This window comes from Saccharopolyspora montiporae, assembly GCF_015209505.1.
In the GTDB taxonomy this organism is placed as follows: Bacteria; Actinomycetota; Actinomycetes; order Mycobacteriales; family Pseudonocardiaceae; genus Saccharopolyspora; species Saccharopolyspora montiporae.
The window spans coordinates 135529-156944 of record NZ_JADEYC010000005.1 but is presented as its reverse complement, the minus strand read 5'-3'; the positions used below and the strand labels follow the sequence as shown (position 1 = coordinate 156944).

At 70.2% G+C, this 21416-nt stretch carries 22 protein-coding genes; 8 read left to right on the top strand and 14 right to left on the bottom strand.

The features are described 5' to 3' along the window. Positions 1-43 precede the first annotated feature (43 nt). A complete protein-coding gene (locus tag IQ251_RS03125; RefSeq protein ID WP_193926876.1) occupies positions 44-499 on the top strand; it encodes a tRNA (cytidine(34)-2'-O)-methyltransferase in 456 nt (151 codons plus the stop codon). Positions 500-564: 65 nt separating this feature from the next. Here the strand turns inward: IQ251_RS03125 and metK are convergent, their stop codons facing one another. From metK to mihF, 5 genes are all read right to left on the bottom strand, one after another. Further along, positions 565-1764, bottom strand: a complete 1200-nt coding sequence (metK, locus tag IQ251_RS03120; protein WP_193926969.1) for a methionine adenosyltransferase — start codon at positions 1762-1764, stop codon at positions 565-567. 81 nt (positions 1765-1845) lie between these two features. Beyond that, a complete protein-coding gene (gene coaBC / locus IQ251_RS03115; protein WP_193926875.1) occupies positions 1846-3096 on the bottom strand; it encodes a bifunctional phosphopantothenoylcysteine decarboxylase/phosphopantothenate--cysteine ligase CoaBC in 1251 nt (416 codons plus the stop codon). After that, positions 3093-3386 (bottom strand): DNA-directed RNA polymerase subunit omega, encoded by a 294-nt coding sequence (gene rpoZ / locus IQ251_RS03110; RefSeq protein ID WP_010310991.1) that lies wholly within the window; start codon positions 3384-3386, stop codon positions 3093-3095. Before rpoZ ends, coaBC begins: the two co-directional genes overlap by 4 nt. Positions 3387-3520: 134 nt before the next feature. Next, complete coding sequence (gene gmk, locus IQ251_RS03105; RefSeq protein ID WP_228046021.1) at positions 3521-4099, bottom strand: guanylate kinase; 579 nt, start codon at positions 4097-4099, stop codon at positions 3521-3523. 29 nt (positions 4100-4128) lie between these two features. Continuing rightward, positions 4129-4446, bottom strand: a complete 318-nt coding sequence (gene mihF / locus IQ251_RS03100) for an integration host factor, actinobacterial type (protein ID WP_179724937.1) — start codon at positions 4444-4446, stop codon at positions 4129-4131. A gap of 638 nt (positions 4447-5084) precedes the next feature. Between mihF and IQ251_RS03095 the strand changes: the two genes are divergently transcribed. The 6 genes from IQ251_RS03095 to IQ251_RS03070 all read left to right on the top strand — a co-directional run bounded on the left by IQ251_RS03095 (position 5085) and on the right by IQ251_RS03070 (position 10327). Beyond that, positions 5085-6020: a DUF6346 domain-containing protein gene (locus IQ251_RS03095; protein ID WP_193926873.1), complete on the top strand. Its 936-nt coding sequence runs from the start codon at positions 5085-5087 to the stop codon at positions 6018-6020. A gap of 301 nt (positions 6021-6321) precedes the next feature. Further along, complete coding sequence (locus tag IQ251_RS03090) at positions 6322-7248, top strand: DUF6346 domain-containing protein (RefSeq protein ID WP_228046059.1); 927 nt, start codon at positions 6322-6324, stop codon at positions 7246-7248. Between the two features lie 118 nt (positions 7249-7366). Further along, complete coding sequence (locus tag IQ251_RS03085; protein WP_193926871.1) at positions 7367-8329, top strand: DUF6346 domain-containing protein; 963 nt, start codon at positions 7367-7369, stop codon at positions 8327-8329. Beyond that, entirely contained in the window at positions 8322-8732 is a 411-nt protein-coding gene (locus tag IQ251_RS03080) for a YbaB/EbfC family nucleoid-associated protein (protein WP_193926870.1), read from the top strand. Before IQ251_RS03085 ends, IQ251_RS03080 begins: the two co-directional genes overlap by 8 nt. Before the next feature lie 15 nt (positions 8733-8747). Continuing rightward, positions 8748-9047 carry a type VII secretion target gene (locus IQ251_RS03075; RefSeq protein ID WP_193926869.1) on the top strand — a complete coding sequence of 100 codons (300 nt, stop codon included), beginning with the start codon at positions 8748-8750 and terminating at the stop codon, positions 9045-9047. Positions 9048-9262: 215 nt separating this feature from the next. Further along, entirely contained in the window at positions 9263-10327 is a 1065-nt protein-coding gene (locus IQ251_RS03070) for a WXG100 family type VII secretion target (RefSeq protein WP_193926868.1), read from the top strand. 85 nt (positions 10328-10412) lie between these two features. Here IQ251_RS03070 and pyrF read toward each other — a convergent pair whose 3' ends face one another. From pyrF to pyrR, 7 genes are all read right to left on the bottom strand, one after another. Then, complete coding sequence (gene pyrF, locus IQ251_RS03065) at positions 10413-11261, bottom strand: orotidine-5'-phosphate decarboxylase (RefSeq protein ID WP_193926867.1); 849 nt, start codon at positions 11259-11261, stop codon at positions 10413-10415. Next, positions 11261-14596 carry a carbamoyl-phosphate synthase large subunit gene (gene carB, locus IQ251_RS03060; RefSeq protein ID WP_193926866.1) on the bottom strand — a complete coding sequence of 1112 codons (3336 nt, stop codon included), beginning with the start codon at positions 14594-14596 and terminating at the stop codon, positions 11261-11263. The genes pyrF and carB overlap by 1 nt, the downstream gene beginning before the upstream one ends. Positions 14597-14735: 139 nt before the next feature. After that, positions 14736-15863: a glutamine-hydrolyzing carbamoyl-phosphate synthase small subunit gene (gene carA, locus IQ251_RS03055; RefSeq protein WP_193926865.1), complete on the bottom strand. Its 1128-nt coding sequence runs from the start codon at positions 15861-15863 to the stop codon at positions 14736-14738. An 83-nt stretch (positions 15864-15946) separates the two neighbouring features. Then, positions 15947-16477 carry a PH-like domain-containing protein gene (locus IQ251_RS03050; RefSeq protein WP_193926864.1) on the bottom strand — a complete coding sequence of 177 codons (531 nt, stop codon included), beginning with the start codon at positions 16475-16477 and terminating at the stop codon, positions 15947-15949. Continuing rightward, entirely contained in the window at positions 16477-17784 is a 1308-nt protein-coding gene (locus tag IQ251_RS03045) for a dihydroorotase (protein ID WP_193926863.1), read from the bottom strand. The genes IQ251_RS03050 and IQ251_RS03045 overlap by 1 nt, the downstream gene beginning before the upstream one ends. Then, positions 17781-18713 carry an aspartate carbamoyltransferase catalytic subunit gene (locus tag IQ251_RS03040; protein WP_193926862.1) on the bottom strand — a complete coding sequence of 311 codons (933 nt, stop codon included), beginning with the start codon at positions 18711-18713 and terminating at the stop codon, positions 17781-17783. Before IQ251_RS03040 ends, IQ251_RS03045 begins: the two co-directional genes overlap by 4 nt. After that, on the bottom strand, positions 18713-19309 hold the full coding sequence (pyrR, locus tag IQ251_RS03035; protein WP_193926861.1) for a bifunctional pyr operon transcriptional regulator/uracil phosphoribosyltransferase PyrR: 597 nt from the start codon (positions 19307-19309) through the stop codon (positions 18713-18715). The genes IQ251_RS03040 and pyrR overlap by 1 nt, the downstream gene beginning before the upstream one ends. 289 nt (positions 19310-19598) lie before the next feature. On the opposite strand from pyrR, the gene bldD reads away from it, so the two are divergent. Next, a complete protein-coding gene (gene bldD, locus IQ251_RS03030) occupies positions 19599-20087 on the top strand; it encodes a transcriptional regulator BldD (protein ID WP_010311046.1) in 489 nt (162 codons plus the stop codon). 234 nt (positions 20088-20321) lie between these two features. Here the strand turns inward: bldD and nusB are convergent, their stop codons facing one another. Beyond that, positions 20322-20777 carry a transcription antitermination factor NusB gene (nusB, locus tag IQ251_RS03025; protein ID WP_193926860.1) on the bottom strand — a complete coding sequence of 152 codons (456 nt, stop codon included), beginning with the start codon at positions 20775-20777 and terminating at the stop codon, positions 20322-20324. Positions 20778-20840: 63 nt separating this feature from the next. Next, a complete protein-coding gene (gene efp, locus IQ251_RS03020) occupies positions 20841-21401 on the bottom strand; it encodes an elongation factor P (protein WP_193926859.1) in 561 nt (186 codons plus the stop codon). Between the last annotated feature and the right edge of the window lie 15 nt (positions 21402-21416).

Below are 21416 nucleotides of genomic sequence, written 5' to 3'. Positions count from 1 at the left end.
GGGCGCGCGACCGCGAGTCGTGCCGGGTGTGCAACGATTCGCGGTGTTTCACGTCGTCTTCCACGAACCGGAGATCCCCGGCAACGCGGGCAACGCGATCCGCATGGCGGCCGGATCCGGTTGCGCACTGCACCTGGTCGAACCGCTGGGCTTCTCGGTGGGGGACGCGAAGTTGCGCCGAGCCGGGCTCGACTACCACGACCGCGCCGCCCTGCACGTGCACCCGGCGCTGGATCCGCTGCTGGACGAGCTGGCCCCGCACCGGATCGTCGCGTTCACCGCGCACGCGGAACGCACGCACGCCCAGCTCCGCTACGCACCCGGCGATGTGCTGCTGTTCGGCCGGGAATCGGTCGGCCTGCCCGCGGAGGTCCTGGACCGCGCCACCGACCGGGTGCGCATCCCGATGCTGCCGGGCATCCGGTCGATGAACCTCGCCAACTCAGCAGCAGTAGCCGTCTACGAAGCATGGCGCCAGAACGACTTCGGCCACGGCTAGCGCGTTCCCACGGGCTTGCCGAGCTGCGCGGCCCGGCAAGCCCCGGAGAACTCGCCCATCGCCGATCAGGCCCCGGCGGCCTGCTTGAGGGCTTCCGCCCGGTCGGTGCGCTCCCACGGCAGGTCGATGTCGGTGCGGCCGAAGTGCCCGTACGCCGCGGTCTGCGCGTAGATCGGGCGCAGCAGGTCCAGGTCGCGCACGATCGCGGCCGGACGCAGGTCGAACACCTCGTTGATCGCCGCCTGGATCTTGACCGGATCCACGTTCTCCGTGCCGAAGGTCTCCACGAACAACCCCACCGGAGCGGCCTTGCCGATCGCGTAGGCCACCTGCACCTCGATCCGCCCGGCCAGCCCCGCGGCGATCGCGTTCTTGGCCACCCAGCGCATCGCGTAGGCGGCCGAGCGGTCCACCTTCGACGGGTCCTTGCCGGAGAAGGCGCCGCCGCCGTGCCGGGCCATGCCGCCGTAGGTGTCCACGATGATCTTGCGGCCGGTCAGCCCGGCGTCGCCCATCGGACCGCCGACCACGAACCGGCCGGTCGGGTTGATGAGCAGGCGCGAACCCGTGCTGTCGATGCCCAGGTCATCCAGCTCGGGCTGGATCACATGCCGGGTGATGTCGCCGGTCAGCGTCGTGTCGAGGTCGATGTCCTCGGCGTGCTGGGTGGACAGCACCACGGTGTCCAGCCGCACGGGCTGGTCGTCGGCGTACTCGATGGTCACCTGGGTCTTGCCGTCCGGACGCAGGTACGGCAGCACGCCGTCCTTGCGGACCTTGGCCAGCCTGCGGGACAGCCGGTGGCCCAGCGCGATCGGCAGCGGCATGAGCTCCGGCGTGTCGTCGCAGGCGTAGCCGAACATGAGCCCCTGGTCACCGGCACCCTGCTGGGCGATCTCGTCGATGACGCCCTCGACGCGCGTCTCGTGCGCGGTGTCCACGCCCTGCGCGATGTCCGGCGACTGCGCGTCGATCGCGATGTTGACGCCGCAGGAGTTGCCGTCGAAGCCCTTGGCCGAGGAGTCGTAGCCGATGCCCAGGATCGTGTCCCGCACGATCGCCGGGATGTCGGCGTAGGACTCGGTGGTGACCTCCCCGGCCACGTGCACCTGCCCGGTGGTGACCAGGGTCTCCACCGCCACCCGCGAGCGGGGGTCCTGCGCGAGCATCGCGTCCAGCACCGAATCGCTGATCGCGTCGCAGATCTTGTCCGGGTGCCCCTCGGTGACCGACTCGCTGGTGAACAAGCGGCGTCCGCTGGGCAAGTCCGACTGGCTCACGGCTCTCCTCGGGACTCTCGGCGGGCGCGCTTCAGCGCCCGGACTGTCATGACCTGGTCAAACAGCCTACTTGCCGTTCAGCTGCCCACTCACAGCATCCCACAGGGTGGACGCGAGGACGGCCTTCGCCCCGTACGGAATGGGCTGTTCGGTGCCGTCGACGCCCAGCAGCCAGCCCGCGTTGTCCTCGACCTCGAACGCCTGGCCCTCGCCGACGGCGTTGACCACCAGCAGCTCGCAGCCCTTGCGCGCGAGCTTGGCGCGGCCGTGGTCGAGCACGGTGGTGTCCGCGTCGCCGGTCTCGGCGGCGAACCCGACCAGCAAGGCGGCGTCCAGCTTGCCGTCCGCGCGCGCTTCGACGAGTTCGGCGAGCACATCGGGATTGCGGGTGAGCGCGACCGGGTCCGGGTCGCGATCGGACTTCTTGATCTTGTGCTCGGTGTGCTCGACCGGACGGAAGTCGGCGACCGCAGCGGCCATCACCACCGCGTCGGCCCCGTCGGACTCGGCCAGCATCGCCGTGCGCAGCTCATCGGCCGTGCCGACCCGCACCACGCGCACCCCGGCCGGATCGACCAGGTCCACGGTGTGCGCCGTCACCAGCGTGACCTGCGCCCCGCGCTGCGCGGCGACCCGGGCCAGCGCGTAGCCCTGGCGCCCCGAGGAGCGGTTGCCGAGGTAGCGCACCGGGTCCAAGGGTTCGCGGGTGCCGCCTGCGGAGACGACCACGCGGCGGCCTTCGAGATCGCGCGGCAGAGCGCCGGGCGCCGCGAGCAGCAGCCGGGCGATATCGGTGATCTCGGCGGGATCCGGCAACCGCCCCTTGCCGGTGTCGGCTCCGGTGAGCCGCCCGCTGTCCGGTTCGGCGACCGTCACGCCGTGCCCGCGCAGCGTGGCGACGTTGTCCCGAGTCGCCGGGTGCTCCCACATCTCGGTGTGCATCGCGGGTGCCATGAGCACAGGGCAGCGCGCGGTGAGCAGCGTCGAGGTGAGCAGGTCATCGGCCTGACCGTGCGCGGCGCGCGCCATCAGGTCGGCGGTGGCCGGTGCGACCACCACCAGGTCGGCTTCCTGCCCGAGCCGGACGTGCGGAACCTGCTCGACGTCGGTGAACACCCCGGTGGTCACCGGTTGCCCGGACAGCGCCTCGAACGTCGCGGCCCCGACGAACCGCAGCGCGGACTCGGTGGGCACCACGCGCACGCTGTGGCCGGACTCGGTGAGCCTGCGCAGGACCTCGCACGCCTTGTAGGCGGCGATGCCGCCGCTGACACCGAGGACCACCCGCGGACGGTCCTCGGGCCGCTGCGGCGTCACTCGCCTTCGGTGTGTTCGAGCACGCCCGCGTGGATCTCACGCAGCGCGATCGACAGCGGCTTCTCCCGCGGACCGGGCTCGACCAGCGGACCGACGTACTCCAGCAGGCCCTCGCCGAGCTGCGCGTAGTAGTCGTTGATCTGGCGAGCGCGCTTGGCCGAGTAGATCACCAGCGCGTACTTCGAGCTGACCTGCTCCAGCAGGTCGTCGATCGGCGGGTAGGTGATGCCCTCGACGGTGTTGGTGGACGGGCTGCTGTTCAGGGCAGCCAGCGCGCTGGGGGTGCTCACGTGGGGGCTCCTGCTCCTGTGCGGTATCGACGACGCCGTGGGTCGCGGACGCCGTGGGTGGCGGGTGGCGCGGGATGTCGGTGGGCCGGTCTCCGGCGGCGCCCGGCGGGAACCGGGGGTGCCGCGAGGGCCGATCAGCCGGTTTCCCGGTCGCGTCCCGCAATCAATGCTATCAATTCCCTGGTCGCGGCCTGCACATCGGAGTTCACGACCGTCGTGTCGAACTCCGCGGCGGCGTCCAGTTCCTCGCGGGCGGTGTCCAGCCGCTGCCGCACCACCGCGGAAGCGTCGGTCCCGCGCCCGGTCAGCCGGGACACGAGCTCGTCCCAGGACGGCGGCACGAGCATGACCAGGTTCGCTTCCGGCATGGCGCGGCGGACCTGGCGGGCGCCCTGCAGTTCGATCTCCAGAACCGCGGGCTGCCCGGCCGCCAGGGCCCGCTCGACCGGCCCGCGCGGGGTGCCGTAGAGATTGCCCGCGTACCGCGCGTGTTCGAGCATCTCGCCCGCGGCGATCATCCGCTCGAACTCGGCGACGCTCACGAAGTGGTAGTGCTCGCCGTCGATCTCCCCGGCCCGCGGGGCGCGAGTGGTGGCGGACACGCTGAAGTACACCTCGGGCGCCTGCCTGCGGACCTCCGCGAGCACGCTGGACTTGCCGACACCGGACGGACCGGAAACGACGGTGAGCCGAGGCTCGCCCGCAGGGGCCAACCTCGGCTCCTCGCCGGCTTGCGCGTCGATCACTCGCCGCTGAACTCGGACAGCAGCGCCTTGCGCTGCCGCTCACCGAGACCGCGCAGCCTGCGGCTGTTGGCGATCTCCAACCGCTCCATGATCTGCTGAGCACGCACCTTGCCAACGCCGGGAAGGGCTTCGAGCAGGGCGGAGACCTTCATCTTGCCCAAGACCTCGTCGTTGTCGGCGGTGTCCAGGACCTCCGCCAGCGTGGTTCCACCGCGCTTGAGGCGCTCCTTGAGCTCAGCTCGGGCGCGACGGGCGGCAGCCGCCTTTTCCAGAGCTGCTGCCCGCTGCTCCTCGGTCAGCTGGGGAAGGGCCACCATGTCCTCCGTGATGTGGGGTTTCTCTTGATCGGTGCGGCGACGGTACCTACTTCCCGCCACCCGGCCCGAAGGGGGTCCAGTGTATGAGCGGTCGGTACTAGCACCGTCACCAGGCCCTTCGTTCTCACCCGTACAAGGCGTGCACGAGCGCGGGGCCGCTGCAAGTACTACCAACAATGCCGCTGAAGTGCACTAATCTCGGCCAAAACTCTTCAAATGTGTCCGATTTCCGGGCGGTTGAGCCACACCGGGTGCGTCATCGCAGGTGAACCCAGGTGAAATACCCCTCATCGAACGCGTGAGCTAGAACTCGTCGAAGTGGCACGATTTTCGCTGGTCGGAAGCTTGCCTCCGCATCACGGACGCAATCGGCCCCGATGTCACCGGAACGGCCCAGTGGCACCCGATCATGCGCCCCGGAGCAGCTATCGACCGCGGGCCGCCGACGCCGGCCGCCCCGTGGTGTTGCGCTGCACGAGACGCTCCGGCACACCCACGGTGTCGGACCGAGGGCGCAGGACCGGATTCGCCCAGCCGCCGGTGGGCATCTTTGGCGATCGGAACCGGCAGGTCGCCATCGCTTGATAACTTCTCCGGCCCGCGATCCGTGATCACGCCGAACAGGACGAGGCCCGGTGCTTTCCGACGACATGCTGCCCGGCTACGGCGAACCCCGACCGGAACCACCGCAAGCACCACCGGACACCCGAGGACGAGGACGGCGCATCGCGCACATCAGCTCGCAGATCCTCATCCGGTTCCTGCTGGCCGCTCTGTTCTACACAGCAACAGGCGTGACCGGGACCTCGGCCGTCGACGGGGCGCCAACGGAACGCGGAACAGCCCTAGCCGACGAATGCGACTACGTCGGTCCGCTCAGCCTGTCCGGATTGGGCTGGTGGTGGTCCTGCGACGCCACCATCACCTGGCCCGACGGCAGCACCCAGCAGCAACCGTTCAAGTTCTCCCAACTGACCCCGGAGAACCACACGACACCTCAGCCGGTCGTCCGCCGCGAACTGGACAACAGCGGCAGCAACATCGTCGTCGACGAACCCGTCCCATACGCCGCACTCGGCTGGGCACTGTTCATCCCGCTGATCGGCTTCACGTTCGTCGGTATCCGCCTTCCCTTCATCGCACCCGGATACCCCAACCGCGAACAGTGCCGCCGAGCACGCCTGCAGGTCTGGCCACCCGCCGTACTAGCCGCCGGATGGTGGCTCGTCATCGCAGGCGGACTCGGCCACGGGCACCTCACCGCCCTGACCTACCTCCCGATGACCGCCATCGTGCTCGGCCACGGCGTCCTCGCCGCCGGAGCCTGGCTCGCACTCCTCCGCCGACGCGACGGCTACCCAGACCGCGAACCCCGCGTCACCGCCCGAAACCACACACGCCGAGCCAACGCACTCCTCATCCTCGGCACACTCGGACTCCTCGCCGCACTCTCCACCGACGAAACAGCACGAGGAACCCTCGCACTCACCGCATTCCCCCTCATCGCCCTCGGATTCGGCCTCCGCGGACACCTCGTCAGCACCCGTATCCGACGACTGAACCAGGCGTGACCGCGTACGTGCGATACGAGCGGCTGTCGACCGCGGGCCACCACCGCCGCTGACCGCCCCGTGGTGTTGCCCTGCACGAGACGCTCCAGCTGGCCCGCGGGGCGCGGGAATCGACGGTCCGGCCGACGGCCACCTCGCGCTCGCCGGCAGGTGCACCGCAGCTGATCCCGCACATGTGCCCGACGTCTCGTCGGTCTTCCTTCGCGATCCGAGCCGGCAGTTCGCCGTCGCTTGATAACTTCTCCCGACTCGCAACCCGTGATCACGCTGAACAGGAAGAGATCTGGTGCGTTCGGACGACATGCTGCCCGGCTACGGCGAACCCCGACCGGAACCGCAACAGCAAGCACCACCGGACACCCGGGGACGCGGATGGCGCATCACGCACATCACCTCGCAGATCGTGATCCGGATATTGATCGTGGCCGTGTTCCACACCGTCATGGGCGCGACCGGAACCGAGACCGTCGAGGGAACACTGACAAAACGCGGGACGGCACTGGCCGACCACTGCGAACGCGTCGGTCCGCTCAGCCTCGATTCCGGATTCGGCTGGTGGTGGTCTTGCGACGCAACGGTGACCTGGCCCGACGGCAGCACCCAAGAACAGCCGTTCAAGTTCTCCGAGCTCACCCCGGAGAACTACACGACACCAGAACCGGTTGTGCTGCGCGAAAAGGACAACCGCGGTGACAACATCGTCCTCGACGAAACCGCCGAATACGCCGAACTCGGCTGGGCCCTGCTCATCCCGCTGATCTTCCTCTTCATCGTCGGCGTCCAGGTCCCCGGTCTCCCCCGGGGATATCCCGACCGCGAACAGCGCCGGCGCGAACGACTCCACGTCTGGCCACCCGCCGTCCTCGCCGCAGGATGGTGGCTGGTCATCGCAGGCGGCCTCGGCCACGGGCACCTCACCACCCTGACCTTCTTGCCCATGATCGCCATCGTCATCGGCCACGGCGTCCTCGCCGCCGGCGCCTCCATGGCAGTCACCCGACGGCAGAACCAGTACCCCGACCGCGAAGTCCCCACATCAGTCGGCAACCGCGCCCGCCGAGCCAACGCACTCCTCATCCTCGGCACACTCGGACTCCTCGCCGCACTCTCCACCGACGAAACAGCACGAGGAACCCTCGCACTCACCGCATTCCCCCTCATCGCCCTCGGATTCGGCCTCCGCGGACACCTCGTCAGCACCCGTATCCGACGACTGAACCAGGCGTGACCGCGTACGTGCGGCACGCCTCCCGACGATCCTTCGCATTCCGAACCGGTACCGCCGGGCCCCTTGATAACTTCTCTCAGCCCGCCATCCGTGATCATGCCGACTTGGACGAGACCTAGTGGACCGCGACGACCTGCTCCCCGGCTACGGCGAACCCCGACCGGAACCACCGCAAGCACCACCGGACACCCGAGGACGCGGACGGCGCATCGCGCACATCAGCTCGCAGATCCTCATCCGGTTCCTGGTACTCGCCCTCTTCTACACAGTCACGGGCGCAACCGGAAGCTTGATGAGCGACGGGGCTCCGACGGAACGCGGGACAGCCCTAGCCGACGAATGCGACTACGTCGGCCCGCTCAGCATCTCCGGGTTGGGTTGGTGGTGGTCCTGCGACGCCACCATCACCTGGCCCGACGGCAGCACCCAGCAGCAACCGTTCCAGTTCTCCTTCCTGACCCCGGAGAACTACACCACCCCCCAACCGGTCGTCCGCCACGAACTGGACAACCGTGGCAGCAACATCGTCGTCGACGAACCCACCCCATACGCCGCACTCGGCTGGGCACTGTTCATCCCACTGATCGGCATGGTCCTCACCGGCATCCAGGTCCCCGGCCTCCCCCGCGGATACCCAGGCCGTGAACAGCGCCGCCGAGAACGGCTCCACGTCTGGCCACCCGCCGTCCTCGCCGCAGGATGGTGGCTGGTCATCGCAGGCGGCCTCGGCCACGGCCACCTCACCACCCTGACCTACCTCCCGATCACCACCATCGTTATCGGCCACGGCGTCCTCGCCATCGGCGCCTCCATGGCAGTCACCCGACGGCAGAACCAGTACCCCGACCGCGAAGTCCCCACATCAGTCGGCAACCGCGCCCGCCGAGCCAACGCACTCCTCATCCTCGGCACACTCGGACTCCTCGCCGCACTCTCCACCGACGAAACAGCACGAGGAACCCTCGCACTCACCGCATTCCCCCTCATCGCCCTCGGATTCGGCCTCCGCGGACACCTCGTCAGCACCCGCATCCGGCGACTTACCGAACGATCCGAAGAAGGAGAGGTACGCGATGGATGACCGGTCACCGGAGGAGTTCCTCACCGATCTGCAGGAACGCGCCGACGAGATGACCCGGCAATCCCAGCAACTGCAGGATCAGCTGGGCTCCATGGCCGAAACCGCCAGCGACGGCGGCATCTCAGTCACCGTAGGCGCCAACGGTGCGCTGCAGGACCTGCAGATCGACCAGCGTGCCATGCAGCGCGGGCCGACTGAGCTGCGCACGACCATCCTGCGGCTCGCCGGTGAAGCACAGGCGAACGTGGCGCACCAGGTCGTGCAGGCAGTGGAGCCGTTCACCGGTTCCACCGGGATGGAATTCCTGCGCACTCAACTCCCGGCCGAACCGCAAGCACCCGACCAGGACCCTGCCGACGACCCGGGCACCGACGACGAACCACCGCAGAGTTTCTTGCGCTGATACGGGAAGGAACCCATGTTCAACGTCAGTCCCGACCGGCTGGACACGCATTCGGAATGGCTCGACGGTCTCGCCGAGGACATCGCCGCTGCGGGCACGAAAGGCGACTCCGTGTCGTTCGGCGTCGATACCTTCGGGCTGGTGGGGCAGTTGTTCGCCGACGATGCCCGTCAAACCTCGACGCAAGCTGTCGCCGAACTCCAGAAGTTCGCCGAGCTGACGCGCGACCTTGCGCAACGAGTAAAGGATACCGCCGCGGATTACCGGGACACCGACAGCGGGAACGCCGATGCTCTAGGGCAGGCACAGCCATGACCGAGTGGTTCGTCGACGTAGACGAAGAAGCCGTCGAAGACGGCACAGTCACCGCAGGTTCGGGGCTAATAGATTCTACCAGGGCAACCGGAGCCGCCTTCTTCACAGCTGACTGGGGCGACTTGGCCGCTAGCGGTGGTGTAGCTGCACTCGACCTACTGGCCGCCGCGATCGACCCGATCGGGGCGGCCCTCTCTGCTGGTGTTGGTTGGCTGATGGAGCACTTCGCCCCGCTGCGCGAGGCACTCGACTTCGTCGCCGGGGATCCGGTCGCCATCAAAGCGGGCGCCGACACCTGGCAGCAGGTCAAGGCAGAACTGGAAGGTCTCGCCGCGGAGATTCCCGGGAAGGTGCAGGATCAGACCGGCGAGTGGTCCGGCAAAGCCGGTGACGCCTACCGGCAGCGTGCGGCCGAGTTCGCCGAGGGCGTCGAGGCGATGTCGATCAGCGCGGGCACCGCGTCGGACGCCATCGCGACCGCGGGCACCATGGTCGCCACCTGCCGCGGGCTAATCCGCGACATCATCGCCGCGATCGTCGCCGAACTCATCAAAGGTGCGATCGCCGCCCTGGCCGGCTCCGTCGTCAGCTTCGGCGCGACGGTGGCGGGCTACCTGGGTTACGCGGCCGGCCGCATCGGGATGACGCTGAGCAAGATCGCCACCAAGATCAGCGATCTGCTCGCCAAGCTCGGCAAGGCCGGTACGTTCCTGGCCAGGGTGCTCGACGACATGGCCGAAGTGGGTACGAAGCTCGGCGCGAAGCTCACCACGACCGGCGCGGCGACCTTCCCGACGTCCCCGGCACTCGGCGGCGCGGCCAGCACGGTCGGCCAGTCCGCGGCCACGACCTCCGATGCGCTCGGTTCGGCGTCCGGCGCGGTCGGTCGAGGCAGTGACGCCCTGGGCAACGCCAGCGTCCGCACCGCCGACGCGGCGGAAGGCCTCGGCAAGGGAGCCGAGCAGCTGGGAGCTCGCGGGGTCGAACGGATGGCCGGTGCCGACGGGGTCGGCCAGACCGCAGCGCACAACGCGCAGAGGGGCATGGACTCGGTCCCGAAGTGGAAGGAAGGCGACAACGTCAACAACGCCGCCGCCCGGGAAACCGCCGAACGTGCCTCCAACGTCCAGCAGACGGAGAGCCAGTTCGCCCGCGGTGCCCTCGGTGAGCAGCAGTACCACGAGCAGAACTACGACGAGGACAGCGACGGGACCTACTACGACGGCTCGCACCGCCTGTCCGGGACGTTGCCGTCCGCCGACGAGCACTTCCCACGGTGACGTCCGGCGGTTCGGGTCGACCGCACAGCAAACACGTGCGCCCCACCTCCCAGATGGGAAGTGGGGCGCACGGCGGGAAAACGCCTCACACGGCGAGCTGCGCGGCGAACTCGTCGCGGACCCGGCGGGCCGCGCTGCGCAGACCTGCGACGTCCGGGCCGCTGCCCAGCACATCGCGGGCGGTGACCGGTAGCACCTGCGGCAACGCCGAACCGAACACCGTGCGCAGGCTCTGCACCGTGCCGCCCTGCGCACCCAGGCCCGGCGCCAGGATCGGGCCGTTGAGCCGGGAGAAGTCCAGCTCGCCGGAACGGATCGTGGCACCGGCGACCACGCCGACGTGCCCCATCGGCTCGACGCCCGCGTTCGTCTCCCCCGCGGCGTCCACGATGGACTGCGCGACGGTGCGGCCCTCCGACTGCGCCGCCCGCTGCAGCCCGACGCCTTCCGGGTTGGACGTGCGGGACAGCACGAACACCCCGCGCCCGGTCTGCTCGGCGATGCCCAGCGCCGGCGCCAGCGAACCGTAGCCCAGGTAGGGCGAAACGGTCACCGCGTCCGCTGCCAGCGGGGCGTTCTCGTCCAGGTAGGCGTTCGCGTAGGCGGTCATGGTCGAACCGATGTCCCCGCGCTTGACGTCCAGCAGCACCAGCGCACCGGCGGCGCGCGCCTCGGCCACCACCTTCTCCAGCACGGCGACCCCGGCCGAACCGTAGCCCTCGAAGAACGCCGACTGCGGCTTGAGCACCGCGACCTCACCGGCCAGCGCTTCCACCGCGGTCATCGCGAACCGCTCCACCGAACCCGGGCTCTCGTCCAGGTTCCAGGCCTGCAGCAGCGACGGGTGCGGATCGATGCCGACGCACAGCGCACCGCGCGCCCGCACCGCATCCGCCAGCCGCTTGCCGAAACCGGAGCGGACCGCGCCGGTCATCAGCGATCACCGTCCTGGTGCAGCGCGGCCTGCAGCGACTGCAGCGGCCGCACACCGATGTTGCCGCGGATCCCGGCCTCGATGCCCTGCACCGCCGCGGCCGCGCCCTGCACCGTGGTGATGCACGGGATGTCCCGGGACACCGCAGCGGTGCGGATCTCGTAGCCGTCCACCCGCGGTCCCGGGTTGCCGTACGGGGTGTTGATCACCATGTCGATCTCGCCGGCCTTGATGAGGCCGACGACATCGCGCTCCCCGGCGATGCCCTCGTTGTGCTTGTGCACCAGCGTGTTCGGAATCCCGTTGCGGCGCAGCACTTCTCCGGTCCCCTCGGTCGCCAGGATCTCGAACCCGAGGTCGGCCAGCCGCTTGACCGGGAACACCAGCGAGCGCTTGTCCTTGTTGGCCACCGAGACGAAGACCCGGCCCGCGGTCGGCAGCGAACCGTAGGCACCGCTCTGCGACTTGGCGAAGGCCTGGCCGAACGAGGTGTCGATGCCCATGACCTCGCCGGTGGACTTCATCTCCGGCCCGAGCAGCGAGTCCACCCCGGCGCCTTCCCGGGTGCGGAACCGGTGGAACGGCAGCACCGCTTCCTTGACCGCGACCGGCGCGTCGATCGGCAGGTCCGCCCCGTCGCCGACCGCGGGCAGGATGCCCTCGGCGCGCAGGTCCGCGATCTTGGCGCCCAGCATGATCCGCGCCGCGGACTTGGCCAGCGGAGCGGCGGCGGCCTTGGACACGAACGGAACCGTGCGCGACGCCCGCGGATTGGCCTCCAGCACGTAGAGCACATCGTCCTTGAGCGCGTACTGCACGTTGAGCAGCCCGCGCACCCCGACACCGCGCGCGATCGCCTCGGTGGACCGGCGCACCTGCTCGATGTCCTGCCTGCCCAGCGTGATCGGCGGCAGCGCGCAGGCCGAGTCGCCGGAGTGGATGCCGGCTTCCTCGATGTGCTCCATCACGCCGCCGAGGTAGACGTCGGTGCCGTCGCACAGCGCGTCCACATCGATCTCGATCGCGTCGTCCAGGAAGTTGTCCACCAGCACCGGGTGCTCCGGGCTGACCTCGGTGGCGCGGGCGATGTAGTTCTCCAGCGACGCCTCGTCGTAGACGATCTCCATCCCGCGTCCACCGAGCACGTAGGACGGGCGCACCAGCACCGGGTACCCGATCTCGTCGGCGATGCGCTTGGCGCCCTCGAAACTGGTGGCGGTGCCGTACTTCGGCGCGGGCAGGCCCGCCCCGGCCAGCACGTCGCCGAACGCACCGCGGTCCTCGGCGAGGTTGATCGCCTCCGGCGGGGTGCCCACCACCGGCACGCCGGCATCGGCCAGCCGCTGCGCCAGCCCAAGCGGGGTCTGCCCGCCGAGCTGCACGATCACGCCCGCCACCGTGCCGGAGCGCTGCTCGGAGTGCACGACCTCCAGCACATCCTCGAAGGTCAGCGGCTCGAAGTACAGCCGGTCCGAGGTGTCGTAGTCGGTGGAGACCGTCTCCGGGTTGCAGTTGACCATCACGGTCTCGTAGCCGCGGCCGGAGTTGTCCGGTGCACCCCGCAGCGCCATGGCCGCGTGCACGCAGGAGTAGTCGAACTCGATGCCCTGGCCGATCCGGTTCGGACCGGAGCCGAGGATGATCACCTTCGGCCGGTCGTGCTGCTCGGCGACCTCGGACTCGGCCGCCGGATCGGACTCGTAGGCCGAGTAGTGGTACGGGGTCCGGGCGGCGAACTCGGCCGCGCAGGTGTCCACGGTCTTGTAGACCGGGCGCACATCGAGCCGGTGGCGCAACGTGCGGACACCGTCCTCACCGGCCAGTTCCGGACGCAGCGCGGCGATCTGCCGGTCGGAGAGCCCGGCCCGCTTGGCGCGGCGCAGCAGACCGGTGTCCAGCACCGGCGCGTCGACGAGTTCGCCGCGCAGCTCCACCCACGCCGCGACCTGGTCGACGAACCACGGGTCGATACCGGACGCCTCGTGCACCTGCCGCACATCGGCTCCCAGGCGCAGCGCCCGCTCCACCGTGTAGAGCCTGCCGTCGTGCGCGGTGCGCAGTTCATCCAATGTGGACGCCAGCGTGGCGCCGCCCGGGTCGGGCCGCGTCCAGAACCCGACGGATTTGGTCTCCATCGAGCGCAGCGCCTTGCCCATCGCCTCGGAGAAGCTGCGGCCCACGGCCATCGCCTCGCCGACGCTCTTCATCGTCGTGGTCAGCTCCGGATCGGCGCCCGGGAACTTCTCGAACGCGAACCGGGGCACCTTGACCACCACGTAGTCCAGCGTCGGCTCGAAGCTGGCCGGGGTCTCCCGGGTGATGTCGTTGGTGATCTCGTCCAGGCTGTAGCCCACGGCCAGCTTCGCGGCGATCTTGGCGATCGGGAAACCGGTGGCCTTCGACGCCAGCGCCGAGGACCGCGACACCCGCGGGTTCATCTCGATGACGACCATCCGGCCGGTCTCCGGGTGCACCGCGAACTGGATGTTGCAACCGCCGGTGTCCACGCCGACCTCGCGCAGCACGTCGATGCCCACATCGCGCATGTGCTGGTACTCGCGGTCGGTGAGCGTCATGGACGGCGCCACCGTGGCCGAATCGCCGGTGTGCACGCCCATCGGATCGATGTTCTCGATCGAGCAGATGACCACCACGTTGTCCGCGTGGTCGCGCATCAGCTCCAGCTCGTACTCCTTCCAGCCGAGCACGCTCTCCTCGATGAGCACCTCGTGCACCGGGCTCTCGGTCAACCCCAGCGAGGCCATGCGCTCCAGGTCCTCCTGGGTGTGCGCCATGCCCGAACCGAGTCCGCCCATGGTGAAGCTGGGCCGGATGACCACCGGCAGGCTGTGCTTGGCCACGAAGTCGCGGACCTCGTCCATCGACTTGCACACCGTGCTCTCCGGGACCTCGCCGCCGATCGAGCGCACGATGTCCTTGAACCGCTGCCGGTCCTCGCCGCGCTGGATGGCGTCGATGTCCGCACCGATGAGCTCGACCCCGTAGCGCTCCAGAACACCGCGGTCGTGCAGGGCGACGGCGGTGTTCAGCGCGGTCTGCCCGCCGAGGGTGGCCAGCAGCGCGTCCGGGCGCTCGGCCGCGATCACCTTCTCCACGAACTCCGGGGTGATCGGTTCGATGTAGGTGGCATCGGCGAACTCCGGGTCGGTCATGATCGTCGCCGGGTTCGAGTTCACCAGCGAGACCCGCAGGCCCTCCTCGCGCAGCACCCGGCACGCCTGGGTGCCGGAGTAGTCGAACTCGCAAGCCTGGCCGATCACGATCGGCCCGGACCCGATGACCAGCACGTGCTCGATATCGGTCCTCTTCGGCATCAGCGCAGTACCGCCTCTCCGCAATTCACAGTGGTGGTGACGTGTGACGGCAACTCCCGCCCCGAGGTTTCCGCTGGTCGCTGCACGTGACGTTCCCCTGAGGGTCCGTCGTGCTCGACTCGGCTCGGCACAACGCCGTTCATGACGCACCCGATCCCGACATGAGGTCCACGAAACAATCGAACAGCGGCGCCGCGTCGTGCGGGCCGGCGGCCGCCTCCGGGTGGTACTGGACGCTGAACGCGGGCCGGTCGAGCAGCTGCAGCCCTTCCACCGCCCCGTCGTTGGCGCAGTGGTGGCTGACCACCGCGCGGCCGAAGTCGGTGTCGAACCGCTCCCCCGGTTCGCCCTCCACCGCGAAACCGTGGTTCTGCGCGGTGATGGCGACCTTGCCGGACTGGGCGTCGATCACCGGCACGTTGATGCCGCGGTGGCCGTAGCGGAGCTTGTAGGTGCCGCGGCCCAGCGCGCGGCCCAGGACCTGGTTGCCGAAGCAGATGCCGAACAGCGGCAGCCCGCGGTCCAGGACCTGCTTGGTCAGCTCGATCTGCGCACCGGTGGTGGCCGGATCGCCCGGCCCGTTGGACAGGAACACCCCGTCCGGCGCGAGGTCCAGCAGCTGGTCGAACGAGGTCTGCAGCGGCAGCACGTGCACCTCGATGCCGCGCGCGGCCATCATCCGCGGGGTGTTCGACTTGATGCCCAGGTCCAGCGCGGCGACGGTGAACCGCCGCTCGCCGATCGCCGGGACCACGTAGGTGCCGTCGGTGGTCACGTCCCCGGCCAGCGAGGCCCCGACCATCTCGGCGCTGCCGGTGACCTGCGCCAGCATCCGCTCGTCGGAGCCGAGCTCGGCTCCGGAGAAGATCCCGCCGCGCATGGCGCCGGATTCGCGGACGTGCCGCGTCAGCGTGCGGGTGTCGATCCCGGAGATGCCGACGATGCCCTGCTCGCGCAGCTCCTGGTCCAGCGAGCGCGCGGAGCGCCAGTTCGACGGCATGCGGGCGGGGTCGCGCACCGCGTACCCGGCGACCCAGATGCGGCTGGACTCGTCGTCCTCGTCGTTCCAGCCGGTGTTGCCGATCTGCGGCGCGGTCTGCACCACGATCTGGCGGTGGTACGAGGGGTCGGTCAGCGTTTCCTGGTACCCCGTCATGCCGGTGGTGAACACCACCTCGCCCAGGGTGCTGCCGGTCTCGCCGTACGCCTCCCCGCGGAAGATCCGGCCGTCTTCGAGCACCAGGGCGGCCGGGTTGTGCGCGGTCATGTCTCCTCCTGCCGCGAGTGACCTCGCGGATTCGTGTCCTTCGGTGTTCGCCGTGGCGCCGCCCGGGCGGCCGGTACGCGCGGTCACGACGACTCCGCCCCGCTGCGCCGACCTTCCGCGTCCGGGACCAGGTCGCCGATCGCCTCCGCCCAGCGGGCCTGCTCGGGCGCGTCGTCGGCGCGGAAGCCGGTGTCGAGCAACTGGTCGCCGAGTCGCCAGCGGACCACGAGCAGCCCGACGCCGGGCACCACCTTGTTCGCGAGCTTGTGGTCCACCCGGGCACCGGTGAACGACTCCGCCGGGATCCACACCGGGCTCGCCCCGCTGCGCTGCACCAGCAGCCCCTCGCGGTGCAGCAGCACCGAGGCGGTCGCGCGGTGCCCGATATCGCCGACGACGATGCGGTCCTGCCAATCGCCGGCCTTGGTGGTGCCCATGTACATGCCGGTGAGCTCGGCGAGCACCGGCTCGTCGGCGAACCGGGGCGGCGGGGTCGGGAACTCGGCCAGTTCAGCGGCCTGCCTGCGGCGGCGGTTGCTCCACCCGCGGCGCATCCCGAACACGACCAGTCCGGCCAGCGCCACCAGCACCAGCACCCAGATCAAGCGTTCCATCACTGCCTCACCTCGCCCTCGTGCGCGGTGATTCGACCGCGCAGCAGCGTCGCGACCACCCGTCCCGGCAGCTGCATCCCGTCGAACGGCGAATTCCGCCCGATGCTGGCCAGATCCGCGGACCGCACGGTCTGCTCCGCGTCCGGATCGACCAGCACGATGTTGGCCGGCTCGCCCTCGGCGATCGGACGACCCTGGTCGGCCAGCCCGGCGATCTCGGCGGGCCGTTCGCTGAGCACCCGGGCCACGCCGCGCCAGTCCAGCAGGCCGGTGCGCACCATCGTCGCCACGACGATGCCCAGCGCCGTCTGCAGCCCCAGCATGCCCGGCCGGGCCGCCGCCCATTCGCAGTCCTTGTCCTGGTCGGCGTGCGGGGCGTGGTCGGTGGCCACGCAGTCGACGGTCCCGTCGGCCAGCGCCCGGCGCAGGGCCTCGACGTCGGCGTCCGCGCGCAGCGGCGGGTTGACCTTGTTGACCGGGTCGAAGCCGTCCAGCCGGTCGTCGGTGAGCAGCAGGTGGTGCGGGGTGACCTCGGCCGAGACCCGGCCGCCGGCTTCCTTGGCCTTCCACCAGCGCAGGATGTCGGCCGAGCCGGCCGTCGAGACGTGGCAGACGTGCAGCCGCCCGCCGGTGTGCCCGGACAGCAGGCAGTCCCGCGCGATGATCGACTCCTCGGCCGGTGCCGGCCAGCCGGTCAGCCCGAGCCGGGCCGCAGCGGGGCCTTCGTGCGCCTGGGCGTCCACCGTCAGCCGCGGCTCCTCCGCGTGCTGGGCGACGAGACCGCCGAGCGCGCTGGTGTACTCCAGGGCGCGGCGCATGATCAGCGGGTCGTGCACGCACTTCCCGTCATCGGAGAACACCCGCACCTGCGCGGCGGATCCGGCCATCGCACCCAGCTCGGCGAGCTTCTCCCCGGCCAGGCCGACCGTCACCGCGCCGACCGGGTGCACATCCACCAGCCCGACCTCGCGGCCGCGACGCGCGACGTGCTCGACGACCACCGCGTTGTCGGCGACCGGATCGGTGTTGGCCATGGCGAACACCGCGGTGTACCCGCCGAGCGCGGCCGCGGCCGATCCGGTGCCGATGCTCTCGGCGTCCTCCCGGCCCGGCTCGCGCAGATGGGTGTGCAGGTCGACGAAGCCCGGCAGCGCCACGGCACCACCGCCGTCGACGACCTCGTCCGCGTCGGCGGGATCGAACCGGCCCGCCGGACCTGTGCCCGCGATGGTCTCGCCCTCGACGAGCACGTCCACCGGCTCGCCCGCACCGTAGGGGCGCACCTGGCGCAGCAGCACCCGGCTCATGCCGCGATCTCCTCTCCGGCCAACAGGTGGTAGAGCACCGCCATCCGCACGTGCACGCCGTTCTCGACCTGCTGGGTGATGGCCGCTCGCGGGGAATCCGCCACCGCGGGCGCGATCTCCATGCCGCGCAGCATCGGGCCCGGGTGCAGCACGACCGCGTGCTCGGGCAGCCGGGCCAGGCGCCGCTCGGTCAGGCCGTAGGCGATCGAGTACTCGCGCGCCGACGGGAAGAACCCGCCGTGCATCCGCTCCGCTTGCACGCGCAGCATCATCACGGCGTCGAGCCCGGGCAGCTCCGGATCGAGCTCGTGCCGCACCTCGACCCCCCAGTGCTGCACGCCCGCGGGCACCAGCGTCGGCGGCGCGACCAGCACGACCTCCGCTCCCAGCGTACGCAGCAGGTGCACGTTCGAGCGGGCGACCCGGCTGTGCAGGAGGTCACCCACGATCCCGACCCGGATCCCGGACAACCCGCCGAGCCGCTCGCGCAGGGTCGCCGCGTCCAGCAGCGCCTGCGTCGGGTGCTCGTGCGTGCCGTCGCCGGCGTTGACGACCTGGGTGCCGGTGTCGGCGAGCCAGCCGCGGAGCCGGTGCGGCGCCCCGGAGGCCGGATGGCGCACGATCACGCAGTCCGCCCCGGCCGCGGACAGGGTCAGCGCGGTGTCCCGCAGCGATTCGCCCTTGCCCGCCGAAGATCCGCTGGCCGAGACGTTGATCACGTCGGCGCTCATCCACTTGCCGGCGACCTCGAAGGAAACCCGGGTGCGGGTGGAGTTCTCGTAGAACATCGTCACGACCGTGCGCCCGCGCAGCGTGGGCAGCTTGCGCACCTCGCGCCCCAGCAGCGTCTGCTTGAGGCTGTCCGCGGTGTCCAGCACGGCGGTCGCGGCATCCGCGTCGAGGTCCTCGGTGGACAGCAGGTGACGCATCACTCGTCCACCCCCTCGGCCCGGCGCAGCAGCACGGCATCGCCGGCGCCGTCGGTCTCGGCAAGCCGCACCGCCACGTCCTCCGAGCGGGAGGTGGGGATGTTCTTGCCCACGTAGTCGGCGCGGATCGGCAGTTCGCGGTGGCCGCGGTCGACGAGCACCGCCAGCTGGACGGCCCGCGGCCTGCCCTCATCGCGCAGCGCGTCCAGCGCCGCCCGCACGGTCCGGCCGGAGAACAGCACGTCGTCCACCAGCACGACCAGCGCGCCGTCCACGCCCCCGACGGGCACGCTGGTCGGCTCCAGCGGCCGGTTGGGGCGGCTGCGGAGATCGTCGCGGAACAACGTGATGTCCAGCGCGCCGATGGGAACCGTCACACCGCTGAACTCGGCGATCCGGGCCGCCAAACGGCGGGCGAGCGGAGCTCCGCGGGTGGGGACGCCGAGCAGCACGACCCGGTTGTCCTCGGTGTCCAGGGCCGTTTTCTCGATGATCTGGTGGGCGATTCGGGCGATCGTGCGCGAAACGTCACCGGCCGAGAGCAGTTCTCGCTGCCCGGCCGGATCCGCCGCGCCCGCCTGCTGGCGTGACGCCACGGGGCGACCTCCTTCCCCGCCTCGCTGGACGGGTCCTTAAAGGATGGTGTGTGAGCTGCCCCGCAGTGACGACGCGGGAGGCGTCTGCCGACCACCGGGCTGACCTGTACGCTATCAGCGCGGGCGGGTCAATCGTCCGGGTGGTGTGGTGGTACTCGCCCCCATCCCGACCAAGACCAACTTGACCTGGTGAAGCTCGCCAGCCAACATTACTCTCCGTATCGATCTGAGCGTGACACCCCGGGCGCCGTTGTCGGCTGACGGGGCGAATGAAACGGAGAAACGCCACATGGGCGACTACGCCAAGGCGCTGGGCAGCAAGCTTCGCGCCATCCGCCAGCAGCAGGGTCTTTCGCTGCACGGCGTCGAGCAGAAGTCAGGCGGGCGGTGGAAGGCCGTGGTCGTCGGGTCCTACGAACGCGGCGACCGCGCGGTGACCGTGCAGAAGCTGGCCGAACTCGCCGACTTCTACGGCGTGCCGGTCGCGGAACTGCTCCCGGAGGGCCGCGTGCCGTCCGGCGCCGAGCCCGCCACCAAGGTCGTGATCAACCTCGAACGGCTGCAGCAGCTGCCCGCCGAGAAGGTCGGCCCGCTGGCCCGCTACGCGGCCACCATCCAGAGCCAGCGCGGTGACTACAACGGCAAGGTGCTGTCCATCCGGACCGAGGACCTGCGATCCCTGGCCATCATCTACGACATGACTCCGGGTGAGCTCACCGAGCAGCTCATCGACTGGGGCGTGCTTCCCCCGGAGGCCCGCCCCGCCCGCGAGGAGTGAGCGGCAGCGGGTCCGTCCGCTCCGCCCGGGGCGGACGGATCGCCCGCGACCGCGCCGACGAGCGGAGCTCTGCCGACCGCGCAGACCCGTTCAACGCGCAGACCGGACCGCGGATCCGCGGTCACCGGGCCGCACGACACGAGGAGCCGGTCCCCGCGAACGGGGACCGGCTCCTCGTGTCCGGTGCACCGGCACCGGCATCGTGCGCTCCGGCGGGTCACCGGCCGGAACGCGTCACTGGCCCTGTCCGTCGCCGGCGACCGGCTCGGTGCGCACGCTCTTGCGCAACCGGGACCGGATCCCCGCGATGCGGCCCAGCACGCCGTTGACGAACCGCGGCGAGTCGTCCGTGGACAGCGCCTTGACCAGCTCGACGGACTGGTCGATGGCCACCGCCGAGGGAACGTCGTCGCTGAACAGCAGCTCGTACAGGCCCAGGCGCAGCACCGAGCGGTCCACCGGGGGCATCCGGGACAGCGTCCAGCCCTCGGCGTGCTCGGTCAGCACCTCGTCGATGCGCTGCTGGTTGGCGGAGATCCCCTCCACCAGGGTCACCGCGTACTCGCCGATCGGCGCGACCTCCGGGGACCCGACGCGCTCGGACAGCAACGTCACCGCGTCCACGCCGCGCAGGTCGGCTTCGTAGAGGATGTCGACGGCCCGCTTGCGGGCATTGCTGCGAGAACCCACCTCACACCCTCTTTCCGGCTGCCGGGCGGACCCGGGGCGCCGTTCGCGCGTCCGCGGACCCGCTCATTTGGTGCGGCTCAGGTAGCGGCCGTCCCGCGGGTCGACCTTCACCTTGTCGCCGACGTTCAGGAACAGCGGGACGTGGACCTCCGCACCGGTTTCCAGCGTGGCCGGCTTCGTGCCGCCGGTGGAGCGGTCGCCCTGCACGCCCGGATCGGTGTGCGAGATGACCAGCTCGACGGAGGCGGGCAGCTCCACGTACAGCGGGTCCTCCTCGTGGCGGGCCACGACCACCGCGCTGTTCTCCAGCATGTAGTTCGCGGCGTCACCCACCACGTCCGCGGACACGCCGACCTGGTCGTAGGTGTCCGGGTCCATGAAGTAGTACTCGCTGCCGTCGGTGTAGAGGTAGGTCATCTCCCGACGGTCGACGTTCGCGGTCTCCACCTTCAGTCCGGCGTTGAACGTCTTGTCCACCACTTTGCCGGAGAGCACGTTCTTCAGGGTGGTGCGCACGAAGGCGGCGCCCTTGCCCGGCTTGACGTGCTGGAAGTTCACGACGGACCAGAGCTGGCCGTCGAGGTTGAGCACCATTCCGTTCTTCAGGTCGTTCGTGGTCGCCACGTGGGGGTCTCTCCT

Excerpts from the sequence above, each read along its gene's own strand:
- IQ251_RS03075 (WP_193926869.1), top strand. The coding sequence starts at position 8,748 with ATGTTCAACGTCAGTCCCGACCGGCTGGACACGCATTCGGAATGGCTC.
- IQ251_RS03045 (WP_193926863.1), bottom strand. The coding sequence starts at position 17,784 with ATGAGCCGGGTGCTGCTGCGCCAGGTGCGCCCCTACGGTGCGGGCGAG.
- IQ251_RS03090 (WP_228046059.1), top strand. The coding sequence starts at position 6,322 with ATGCTGCCCGGCTACGGCGAACCCCGACCGGAACCGCAACAGCAAGCA.
- IQ251_RS03070 (WP_193926868.1), top strand. The coding sequence starts at position 9,263 with ATGGAGCACTTCGCCCCGCTGCGCGAGGCACTCGACTTCGTCGCCGGG.
- IQ251_RS03080 (WP_193926870.1), top strand. The coding sequence starts at position 8,322 with ATGGATGACCGGTCACCGGAGGAGTTCCTCACCGATCTGCAGGAACGC.
- carB (WP_193926866.1), bottom strand. The coding sequence starts at position 14,596 with ATGCCGAAGAGGACCGATATCGAGCACGTGCTGGTCATCGGGTCCGGG.
- IQ251_RS03040 (WP_193926862.1), bottom strand. The coding sequence starts at position 18,713 with ATGCGTCACCTGCTGTCCACCGAGGACCTCGACGCGGATGCCGCGACC.
- bldD (WP_010311046.1), top strand. The coding sequence starts at position 19,599 with ATGGGCGACTACGCCAAGGCGCTGGGCAGCAAGCTTCGCGCCATCCGC.
- IQ251_RS03050 (WP_193926864.1), bottom strand. The coding sequence starts at position 16,477 with ATGGAACGCTTGATCTGGGTGCTGGTGCTGGTGGCGCTGGCCGGACTG.
- pyrF (WP_193926867.1), bottom strand. The coding sequence starts at position 11,261 with ATGACCGGCGCGGTCCGCTCCGGTTTCGGCAAGCGGCTGGCGGATGCG.
- carA (WP_193926865.1), bottom strand. The coding sequence starts at position 15,863 with ATGACCGCGCACAACCCGGCCGCCCTGGTGCTCGAAGACGGCCGGATC.